This window comes from bacterium, assembly GCA_018830565.1.
Taxonomy (GTDB): domain Bacteria; phylum UBA9089; class JAHJRX01; order JAHJRX01; family JAHJRX01; genus JAHJRX01.
On the sequence record JAHJRX010000080.1, the window covers coordinates 1 to 10,048 of the forward strand.

General features: G+C 34.1%; 10 protein-coding genes. 6 read left to right on the plus strand and 4 right to left on the minus strand.

Annotation, left to right across the window (positions count from 1 at the left end; all coding sequences use genetic code 11):
- Window positions 1–405: 405 nt before the first annotated feature.
- Window positions 406–864: a DnaJ domain-containing protein gene (locus tag KJ849_07820; protein ID MBU2600464.1), complete on the plus strand. Its 459-nt coding sequence runs from the start codon at window positions 406–408 to the stop codon at window positions 862–864.
- Window positions 865–1,045: 181 nt separating this feature from the next.
- A complete protein-coding gene (locus KJ849_07825) occupies window positions 1,046–2,281 on the plus strand; it encodes a metallophosphoesterase (GenBank protein MBU2600465.1) in 1,236 nt (411 codons plus the stop codon).
- 8 nt (window positions 2,282–2,289) lie between these two features.
- On the opposite strand, the gene KJ849_07830 is transcribed toward KJ849_07825, so the two are convergent.
- The 4 genes from KJ849_07830 to hemB all read right to left on the minus strand — a co-directional run bounded on the left by KJ849_07830 (window position 2,290) and on the right by hemB (window position 6,848).
- Complete coding sequence (locus KJ849_07830; GenBank protein MBU2600466.1) at window positions 2,290–3,243, minus strand: 6-phosphofructokinase; 954 nt, start codon at window positions 3,241–3,243, stop codon at window positions 2,290–2,292.
- 193 nt (window positions 3,244–3,436) lie between these two features.
- Window positions 3,437–4,624: a DUF2225 domain-containing protein gene (locus tag KJ849_07835; GenBank protein ID MBU2600467.1), complete on the minus strand. Its 1,188-nt coding sequence runs from the start codon at window positions 4,622–4,624 to the stop codon at window positions 3,437–3,439.
- Between the two features lie 34 nt (window positions 4,625–4,658).
- Complete coding sequence (locus KJ849_07840; GenBank protein ID MBU2600468.1) at window positions 4,659–5,861, minus strand: DUF2225 domain-containing protein; 1,203 nt, start codon at window positions 5,859–5,861, stop codon at window positions 4,659–4,661.
- Between the two features lie 3 nt (window positions 5,862–5,864).
- Window positions 5,865–6,848 carry a porphobilinogen synthase gene (gene hemB / locus KJ849_07845; protein MBU2600469.1) on the minus strand — a complete coding sequence of 328 codons (984 nt, stop codon included), beginning with the start codon at window positions 6,846–6,848 and terminating at the stop codon, window positions 5,865–5,867.
- Window positions 6,849–7,128: 280 nt separating this feature from the next.
- On the opposite strand from hemB, the gene KJ849_07850 reads away from it, so the two are divergent.
- The 4 genes from KJ849_07850 (at window position 7,129) to nuoD (ending at window position 9,945) form a co-directional block, all read left to right on the plus strand.
- On the plus strand, window positions 7,129–7,491 hold the full coding sequence (locus KJ849_07850) for an NADH-quinone oxidoreductase subunit A (protein ID MBU2600470.1): 363 nt from the start codon (window positions 7,129–7,131) through the stop codon (window positions 7,489–7,491).
- Window positions 7,492–7,677: 186 nt separating this feature from the next.
- Window positions 7,678–8,175 carry an NADH-quinone oxidoreductase subunit B gene (locus KJ849_07855; protein ID MBU2600471.1) on the plus strand — a complete coding sequence of 166 codons (498 nt, stop codon included), beginning with the start codon at window positions 7,678–7,680 and terminating at the stop codon, window positions 8,173–8,175.
- Between the two features lie 40 nt (window positions 8,176–8,215).
- A complete protein-coding gene (locus KJ849_07860; GenBank protein MBU2600472.1) occupies window positions 8,216–8,737 on the plus strand; it encodes an NADH-quinone oxidoreductase subunit C in 522 nt (173 codons plus the stop codon).
- 29 nt (window positions 8,738–8,766) lie between these two features.
- Window positions 8,767–9,945 carry an NADH dehydrogenase (quinone) subunit D gene (nuoD, locus tag KJ849_07865; protein ID MBU2600473.1) on the plus strand — a complete coding sequence of 393 codons (1,179 nt, stop codon included), beginning with the start codon at window positions 8,767–8,769 and terminating at the stop codon, window positions 9,943–9,945.
- Window positions 9,946–10,048 lie beyond the last annotated feature (103 nt).

Below are 10,048 nucleotides of genomic sequence, written 5' to 3' on the forward strand. Positions count from 1 at the left end.
AGAAAGGTGCATATTCTTCCATTGGATCACCCTTGGAGGAAGTTTAAAATAAACCCATATAAAAGATCATTTTTATCTAATACAAAATAGGACATTTCTATTTAACGGAAAACAGGACATTTTCATTTTGCTGTTACAGGAAAAAATATAGAAGCTAATACACAAATAGAAGGTTACAGCAAAATAAAAATGTTCTATTTTCCGTTAAATTTCCGTTAAACAGGACATTTTCATTTGGGTATATTAGGACATTTTCATTTGGGTATTACATGAATTTCTCTTGAATTTTAATTAAGAAAATAATAGTTTAACTTACAAAAGCCTAACTTACAAAAACATCAAAAAACCAAAATATCAAAAGAAACGGTGGCTTACCAACGTCTTTAAGATTAGAAGGAATAAAGAATGAAATTTCTTGGGGTAATATTAATCTTAGGAACAATATTATATATCTTATCACCGGTAGATATTATTCCTGATTTTTTTATTGGAGTAGGGTGGTTAGATGATATTGCCATCTTAATTACGGCTCTTTGGTTGTTTAAAAAGAAGTTTGGTCGTTGGCCAAGTTTAAACGACATCTTTAGAACATACCGAGACTTTGCTAAAAAAAGAGGTGAATATAAAAATAAAAGTGAAGATTATTACCAAAAAGAAACTAATAAAACTCAATATAAAGATCCTTATGCTATCCTTGAGGTATCTAAAAATGCTTCCAAGGAGGAAATCAAAGCAGCCTATCGAAGACTTGCTTCTCAATATCATCCAGATAAAGTAGAAAGTCTTGGTGAAGAACTAAAAAAATTAGCTCATGAAAAAATGCTTGAAATTCAATGGGCTTATGATAAAATAATGAAGAATTAACAACACAAGTTCAATAAGCAAGTGCAACAATTAATTAAATCTCCTGTAGCTGTCAAATGTTTTTTTGCTCTTTGATCACTCGATATTATTATTTCTTTATAATCTATAGAAAATTGTTTATAATAACCCTTGTTGTTACTGTTTATTTTCTTATTTTCCATTTGAGGAAGAGGAATAGCCTATGTTAGTCTTGATAAGTGATCTTCATCTTACGGATGGCTCTTCTGGAGAGACTATTAACTGTGGAGCATTTGAGAAATTTACCCTTTGTCTTGAGGGTATGGCTGAGAAAGCTCAAGCAAATAATGTCGAGGTAGTCTTTTTGGGAGATATTCTTGATCTGATCAGGTCAGATTATTGGCTAAAATCTAAAATTCGACCATGGTCAAGGGAAGAGGAAAGAGATAACGAAGGGAAGACTCTTAAAGAGTATACCTTAGAGATAGTGAAAAGGATCAGGGAAAATGGCACCAATCTAAAATCTATAAATTATCTTAAGGACTTTAAAGGAAGGATGAAAGAAAAAGGAATTGCGGTAAGATTTACTTATCTTATAGGAAATCATGATTGGTTAATAAATCGCTATGATGAAGTTAGGGTAGGGGTAACTAGATTTCTTGATTTAGGTGAATATAACGAAAATGTTCCTTTTCGGACTTCAGCTTTTTGGGAGGGCTACCAAGTTTTTGCTCGGCATGGGGATATCTTTGATCCTTTTAATTTTGATGGCCAAAGAGATGATTCTTCCTTAGGAGATGCCATTGTCATAGACTTGGTAAATAAATTTTCTAAATCTGTCGAAGATGAAATTGGTTGTTATCAGGATCCTAATTTAATCTATAACCTTAAAGAGATAGATAATGTAAGACCGCTGATAGATATTCCTCTATGGATTCAAGGAGTTTGCCAAAGAGCTAAATCTAAAGAGATCGCCGAAAAGGTAAAAGAAGTATGGAATAATCTGGTAGATGATTTTTTAAAAATCGACTTTGTCCAAAGACACGATCGATCTTGGCAGATTGATATAGTTGACGGACTTCAATTAGGTCTTAAGATTAGTAAGTATCTTTCGTTTAAGAACATAAGAAATCTTCCTCTTCGGAAGTTAGTAAAAGAGGAAGATGATTATAAAGATAAAGCCTTAAATGAAGAATATCTCCAGAAGAACAAAGCTAAGTTTGTGGTTTATGGACATACTCATAATTATACCATGGTGCCCCTTGACTTGGTCTTAAGAGAAGAAGAGGTATTTCAAAAGATATATTTTAATACCGGAACATGGAGAAAGGTGCAGGTGCAAACTTTTAAAAAAGATCAAAAATTTTTAAGTTGGTCTGTGATGACTTTTATTGCTTTTTATTTAGAAGGCGAAAGGAAAGATAAGCAATTTGAGATCTGGAATGGAGCCTTGGGGTAAATTGGATTTCAGGCAAGAAACTTAATTAGTTTATAGTAGCTTTCTACCTCTATATCTTTAGGTTTAATAGCTTGAGCTAAAGGAATAGTGCTTAACTTATCATCTTTAATGATGATGCATTTATCCGTTTCTCCTTCTTTTAAAGCTTCGACTGCATAACTACCCATTCGAGTAGCTATGATTCTATCTAAGGCGGTGGGCCTTCCACCTCTCTGGATATGGCCTAAAATAGTCACTCTGGTCTCTAAGTTAGTTATTTCAGTAATCTTTTGAGCTATTTCAGTTGCTTTGGCTTTGCCTTCAGCCACCACAATTATCCAACTAATCTTTCCTTTGGTATTACCTAAGGCAATTTCTTGGCACATCTCTTCAATATTAAACTTTCTTTCAGGTAACAAGACTTCCTCGCATCCTCCAGCCAAAGCTACTCTTAGGGCCAGATAACCACAATTTCTGCCCATAACTTCTACTACAAATATTCGCTCTAAAGAAGTAGCGGTATCCCTTATTTTATCTAAAGCATCTAAAGCTACATTTACCGCTGTATCTGTACCAATAGTTAAATCTACTCCATTGACATCATTATCAATGGTGGCTGGGACTCCTATCACCGGAAGAGAATATTTTGTAGCCAAAAGATGGGCGCCAGCTAAAGTGCCATTTCCTCCTACTATAATTAAGCCTTCAATATCATTATCTTTTATGGTTTTTATGGCTTTTTCTTGACCTTCTGGGGTTAAAAATTCCTTAGAACGAGAAGTTTTTAGAATAGTTCCACCTAAATTTATAATTCCTGAAACAGAACTTCGGGTAAGAATCTTAGTTTCGTTATTTATTAACCCCTCGTATTCTCTAATGATGCCTATAACTTTTATCTGGTAGTAAGAAGCCATTCTTACTACCGCTCTAAGACAAGCATTTACTCCAGCACAGTCCCTAGTTAAAATTCCAATTCTTTTCATCATTGCTTTTAATTCTTTTCAAGGATAGTTAATCTTTCAAGAAGAAGTTCTTGATCTCTATTAAAATAGAAAGTATCTTCCATAAATTATCTTCTGATTCTAAGGATAGTTAATCTTCCAAGGAGAAGAAATTCTTGATCTCTATTAAAATAGAAAGTATCTTCCATGAATTATCTTCTAATTCTAAGGATAGTTAATCTTCCAAGGAGAAGAAGTTCTTGATCTCTAGTAAAATAGAAAGTATTTTCCATGAATTATCTTCTAATTCTTTGGTCTCTTCTTTTAGCTTTTCCTTTCTTTCTACTAATATTCTACTCATCTCATTAGCCATAGAAGGGTTTTTAAGTAAGATAGAGGCAAATTTCTCTTTCTTTAAGATAAAGACTTCTGTTTCTTTAGTCGTTTTTACCGTTGCATTTCTTCTTTTTCCTGTCAGTAAAGACATTTCTCCAAAATAATCATTATTCTTTAAAGTAGCAATTACTTTACTTTTTCCACTTTTAGTAATGTTTACAATTACTTCTCCTCCATTAATGATATAGAAGGAATCACCTTCTTCATCTTGCTTAATAATAGTCTTATCTTTGGAATAAACTTTCCAATCTAAATTTTTTGACAATTCTCTTAATTCGCCTTCAGACAAAGGTGATAAAAAGTCAATCTTTTTTAAAATATTTAATTGAGTCTCTAAATCAGGTCTTCTTTTTTTCTCTAAGATTTCCTTAATGATAGCATATTGAGCATGAGCCAAAGTTCTAATGGTTTTATTTTCTTCGCCTATCTTATTGCTAAAAGCCCAACTTAAATATTTCTTAGCTTCTTCATAATTTCCTAATCGTCTATTTATTTCTCCAATTATATATAAAAAAGTTATCTGATCGACTTTTAAGTTTGATTCGTTTTCAAAGGCTTTCAAGTAATAGATTAAAGCATTCTTTAAAAATTCCCTTTCTAATTGAAAGGCATTCATATCTCGAGCTAACCAAGCAACTTTCATCATCAGATCAGCAATTTTTTCACTGGTATTCTTTCTTAATTTATAGCATTCCACCGCTATTTGATAACTTAACAAGGCTAAGTAAAGATTTTTCTTTTTATTAAAATCTGCATTTTTAACCAGCTCTTCTCTCTCTTTTCTTTTTTCAAGAATCTTTTCACAAATTACCCAAGGAGTATTTAAAAAGTCTTCTTTAAGGGCGGCATAAAAACATTGAGGACAAATATAAATAGCATATGATTCAGGATTAATTTTCTCATAGGTTTTCATAAAATCAGTATCTTGAGAAATAACTTTACAGTCTTCTGGCTTTACATACTCAGTCTCAAACTTATTTTTGCATACTGGGCAAGTAACATTTTCTAAATATATTTCTCCATTCATTTTTAGCTCCTATGTTAAGAGGGTAAGCATTCAGTTAAAATTTAAAGGTGTCTTTAATTTGCAAGAATAAAGAGAAGACATTCCAGCAATTTTTTTCCTCGGAAGAATCGGAAGAATCTACTTCTTTTCTTTTGACCTGATCGAGCCTTCCTTGTCTTTCTACTAAAATTCTACTCATCCTCACGGCCAAAGAAGGATTCTTAAGAATAATTCCGGCAAAATGTTCTTGGTTAATAATTAATAATTCACATTCTTCTAAAGTTACTACCGTAGCGCTACGAAGCTCACCAGTCAAAAGAGACATCTCTCCAAAGAAGTTATTTTTTTCCAAGGCAGTAATCTCTTTCTCTTTTTCATCTTTCTTAATTGTTACCCTGACTCTTCCTTCTCTAATAATGAAGAAAGAATCTCCTTTTTCGCCTTCATTAATGATCACCTGGTCTTTATCTACTATCTTCCATCCTATGTTCTCGGCTAAATTTAACAAATCTTTTTCAGTTAAAAGAGTAAAGAAGTCTATTTTCTTTAAGTTCTTAAATAATTCAGTAGCTGCTGGTTGTTTGCTCTTTCTAATCGTATCTTTTACTAAAAAATATTGATCTTGGGCTAACCTCTTGATCTCTGCATTTTTAGAAGCGTCACGATCGTAGATGACCAATGTTAAGTATTTAAGAGACTCTTCATAATTACCTAATCTTCTTTCCATCTCTCCTGTTAAATAAGCCACCATTATTTGGTCTACCGAAGAACTATCTTCTTCCTGGTAAGATTTTTTGTAAAATTTCACGGCTTTCTCTAAAAAGCTCTTTTCTAAACTGTAGCTTTTGTTTTCCCGAGCTAACCAAGCAGCTTTGGTAAATAAAGAAGCAACTTTATCACTACAATTTTTTCGTAGCAGGTAACAAGAAGCACCTAATTGATAACTGATTAAAGCTAAGTAAGAATTACGTTCTTTCTTAAAATCAGCTCCTTTAGCTAAGACTTTTCTTTCTGGGAAACTTTCTCTAAGTAACTCTATGGTTTTTGGAGTTAATTTAGAGAAGTCAAGACGAAAAGAAGCATAAAAACATTGGGGGCAAACCCAGACATCATACCAATTGGGATTAATTTCTTCATATCTTCCCATAAGATCGCTGTCGCGAGATTTAAGTTTAATTTTCTCTATTCGCACCATGAAAGCATTAAAATTATTTTTACAGATGGGACATTCAATTTCTTTTGTCCAAAAGGGATTCATTCTTTAAATTACCCCACCGTGAATTAGCTTAGCTACATCTTTAGCAAAGTAAGTAATGATAATATCTGCTCCAGCTCTTTTAATGCCAGTTAAGATTTCTGCTATCATTTCTTCTTCTTTTATCCAGCCTGCTTTAGAGGCAGCTTTGACCATATTATATTCTCCACTTACACTATAAGCAGCTAAGGGATGATTAAATTTTTCTTTTATTTTAGAGATAATGTCTAAATAAGCTAAAGCAGGTTTGACCATTAAGATATCTGCTCCTTCCTGGATATCTAACCCTGCCTCTAAGATGGCTTCTTTGTCTCGGCGGTAATCCATTTGATAGTTTTTTCGGTCTCCAAATAAAGGGGCGCAAGAAGCTGCTTCCCTAAAAGGTCCATAAAAAGAAGAAGCGTATTTTACGGCGTAACTCATAATAGGAATTTGGTAATATCCATTTTTATCTAAAATTTCCCTAATGCTTTTTACCCTTCCATCCATCATATCTGAAGGGGCAACTATATCTGCTCCAGCTCTAGCCTGAGAAAGGGCTATTTTACTAATTAATTCTAAGGAAAGGTCATTATCTATTTTATTATTTGAAATTAATCCACAATGTCCATGGTCCGTATACTCACAAAGACACACATCGGTGATAATCACTATTTCAGGAATCTTTTCTTTAATGGCTCTCACGGCTGACTGAATAATACCTTCTTCGTCATAAGCCTCACTTCCCATATTATCTTTAATTTTAGGGATACCAAACAAGATGATGGCTGGTATTTTTAAATTCTTAACTTCTTCTAATTCTTCTAAAAAAACATCGATAGAAAAGTGGTATTGACCTGGCATAGAATTTATCTCTTTTTTAACTCCCCGACCAGGGACGACAAAATAAGGCATAATTAAATCAGAGACCGATAACCTTATCTCTTGAAACATCTTTCTTAAGATAGGATTTTGGCGAAGCCTTTGTAATCGCAGAATAGGAAATTTCATCTTATTTTTCCTTGAAAAGAATACCTAATAATAAATTTAACTAATTTTTATAAAAATTACAACTAATTTTTATTTTAGTCTCAGCCAGATTTGGCTTGACAGGATTGGACATGTCTATTTAACGGAAATTAGGACATTTCTACTTGACGGAAATTAGGACATTTCTATTTGTGGCTAACAATAGACAATTTTATATTTGACAAATAAGTAAAAATATATTATTTTTTAAGAACTTTACTAAAAATATAAAGTTTATGGTGCTTTTAAAAATAGAGGGTGTATGAGTCTTTTAGCAGATTATGCTTGGGTGGTTTTATTTGCAGGCTTAGGGATGCTCTTTGTCTTTGGAGGATATATTGTTAATTGGCTTCTTAGACCAAGTAATCCATCTTTTAAGAAGCTATCTTCTTATGAGTGTGGGGAAATACCTGTAGGTACTTCTTGGATTCAATTTAATATTCGTTATTATCTCTTTGCCTTAATATTTGTGATCTTTGATGTGGAAATAGTTTTCTTATTTCCGTGGGCAGTGGTCTTTAAGCAACTAGGTTTATTTGCCTTTGTGGAGATGGTTGTCTTTATAGCTATTTTACTTGTCGGCTTACTCTATGCCTGGAAAAAAGGAGTATTAAAGTGGATTTAGTTTATAGCGGGTTAAAAATAGTTTAAAAAATAGTTTATAGTAGTTATTAACGAAAACCGGACATAGAAAATAATACCGAGCAACAAAAGATAAACTTGTTTGGAGTTAAATTAATTTGCTCTATGTCAAATTTTCATTAATAAGCGCTATATATATAATAGAGAATAATAGAGAAGGTGAATGGTAATGAGTATTTTAGAAAAAGTAGGTGGATTTGTTGAAAAAATGCCTGGCGGCCAAGTTATTTTAGCCCCAGTTGATTTTATGATTAACTGGGCAAGACGTTCTTCCTTATGGCCGATGACCTTTGGGTTAGCTTGTTGTGCTATTGAAATGATGGCTACTGGTGCCTCCAGATATGATTTTGACCGTTTTGGGGCAGGAGTCTTTAGACCCTCACCGAGACAGTCTGATTTGATGATTATAGCTGGGACAGTTACTTATAAGATGGCCTTACGAATTGAATTGTTGTATTGCCAAATGCCTGATCCTAAGTGGGTAATTTCAATGGGTAGCTGTGCTAACTCGGGGGGAATATTTAATACTTACAATGTGGTTCAAGGTGTAAATAAAATCATTCCAGTTGATGTTTATGTTCCTGGTTGTCCCCCAAGACCCGAAGGACTTTTGTATGGCTTGATGAAGCTTCAAGATAAAATCAAAGAGATGAGTATTGCTGGATAACTTAAATGATAATTTAAATAGAGAAAAAATAAGGAAAAAGATGAACAAAGAAGAGATCATAAAAACAATAAAGGAAAAATTTCCAGAGGACATTGAAGAGATAGACAAAACAATTGATTTGACTATCAAGGTAAAAAGAGATAAGATCCTCAGCATTTGTAAGTTCTTACATGATGCTCCAGGATTGGAGTTTGATTACTTAGTTGATATTTGTGGTGTAGATTATCCTGGTAGGCCATCTCGCTTTGATGTCGTTTACCATTTTTGTTCCATAAAAAGGAAACATCGAATAAGATTAAAGGCTTCTCTTGGTGAAGGTGAATTTATTAGCTCTGTGGAGTCGGTCTGGAAAGCAGCTAATTGGTATGAACGTGAAGTTTATGATCTATTGGGCATTAAATTTGATAATCATCCTAATCTCCAGCGGATCCTTCTTCCTGATGAATGGGAAGGACATCCACTACGAAAGGATTATCCATTAGTAACTGATGAGGGAGAAAAATGGCTGGAGGAAAAGCTGAAGACATACTTGCCTGAAGAAGTGGTAAATGGTAAGTTGTAGTGTTTTGATGGGATAATTGAGGAAGTAAGATGGCTGAAGTTCAAGAATTAGTTGTTAATATGGGTCCTCAACACCCCAGTACTCATGGGGTGTTGAGATTAGTAGTTCAATTAGATGGTGAGGTAGTAACAAAGATTACCCCTCACCTCGGTTATTTACACCGTGGCTTGGAAAAATTAGCCGAAAATAAGACCTATGCTCAGTTTCTGCCAGTAACAGACCGGCTTGATTATATAGCGGCTGTTTCAAATAACTTAGCTTACTGTCTGGCAGTTGAAAAGCTGCTGGGACTTGAGGTTCCCAGGCGAGCAAGTTATATTCGGGTTATCTTAGCTGAGCTTACCCGAATCGTTAGTCATCTTGTCTGGTTAGCTACTCATGCTCTTGATTTGGGAGCATTTACCCCATTCTTGTACTGTTTTCGAGAGCGAGAGATGATCTTAGATATCTATGAAATGTATTGTGGATCAAGATTGACTACTACTGCTTTTAGAATTGGTGGCGTACCAAGAGATTTAGATGAAGACCTTCAAAAAAAGATAGAGGAGTTTATAGATATATTTCCTTCCAAAATAAAGGAGTATGAATCATTATTGACTAGAAATAAAATCTGGCTTAAAAGAACGATGGAGGTTGGGATCATCTCGGCCGAGGAGGCTATTAACTATAGCTTAAGTGGTCCACCCCTTCGTGGTTGTGGAATAGAATGGGATTTACGTAAAGTAGAGCCATATTGCGTTTACGATGAGCTTGAGTTTGATATTCCAACCGGTCGAGGGGTAGGAGATACCTATGATCGGTACTTAGTTCGATTAGAAGAGATGAGGCAAAGTTGTAGAATCATTAAGCAAGCTTTTGAAAAGATGCCGTCAGGTAAACTCATGGCTGAGGAAGCGAAGGTTGTGCCTCCACCAAAGGAGAAGGTAGCTACCCAGATTGAATCTCTTATTCACCATTTCCATATTATGTCTGAGGGTTTTAATCCACCAAGAAGAGAAGTATATCAAAGTATTGAAGCCCCCAAAGGAGAGCTTGGTTTTTATATCATTAGTGATGGTTCGCCAAAACCTTACCGCATGAAGATTCGTGTTCCCTCGTTTGCTAACCTTCAAGCTATTGGAAAGATGTGTGAAAATGGGATGATGATGGCAGATGTGGTGGCGATTATTGGAACATTGGATATTGTCTTAGGAGAGATTGACAGATAAAATGGCAAACATATAGGTAGTCTCTGAAAATAGCTTATTTATGTGGCGATTATTAGAACATTGGATATTGTCTTAGGAGAGATTGACAGATAAAATGGCAAAC